Source organism: Bradyrhizobium sp. Crot121, assembly GCF_059512385.1.
The window spans coordinates 1-661 of sequence record NZ_JCAMOR010000313.1 but is presented as its reverse complement, the minus strand read 5'-3'; the positions used below and the strand labels follow the sequence as shown (position 1 = coordinate 661).

Below are 661 nucleotides of genomic sequence, written 5' to 3'. Positions count from 1 at the left end.
CATTGGAGCCATTACAGCGGCGACCATCAAGGCGCTGGTGCCAGATCCCGGCGGCTTCAAATCCGCTCGTCACTTTGCTGCCTGGCTGGGACTGACGCCACGACAGCATTCGAGTGGGGGCAAGGAGCGGATGGGACGCATCTCGAAGATAGGAAACCCCGAACTTCGGAGCCTCCTCGTTCTTGGGGCGACATCCGTCCTGCGAATTGCCCGGAAGGCCGATCGGGCGCGGCCGTGGTTGAGGGCGCTGCTCGCCAGACGTCCGTACAAGGTGGCAGCGGTCGCGCTGGCCAACAAGACAGCGCGAATTGCTTGGGCGCTCTTGAACAAGGGCGGGATTTACCGGTGTCCGGAGACGCTGGCGACGACTACGGCTGCCGCTTGATGCATACAGCAGCTGTCAAAGAGATCTGACCGGCGCAGGCCGGCAGAGGGCAAGGCGCAATAACAGGCGATGAACCCACGGGACGAAATCCCGGCATGAGTGAGGCTGGCGCGACAATGCGCTTCAAGCGCGTCTGATTGATTAGCCCCTTGTGTCGCGGACTTCATCGAGGCCAGCGGTCATGCGCCGCGCTTTACAGGCCGTATACATGACGGCACCGCTCCCATGTGTGAAGTCGACTGAGAAAGCTCTTGCGCCCGCGGGCCGTTCCATACA

The 661-nt window shown here is 62.2% G+C and carries 1 protein-coding gene; it reads left to right on the top strand.

The annotated features are described in order from the left end of the window. The coding region (locus tag AC5ZGW_RS46725) for a transposase (RefSeq protein ID WP_496114209.1) at positions 1-385 on the top strand (385 nt) is incomplete at its 5' end. Between the last annotated feature and the right edge of the window lie 276 nt (positions 386-661).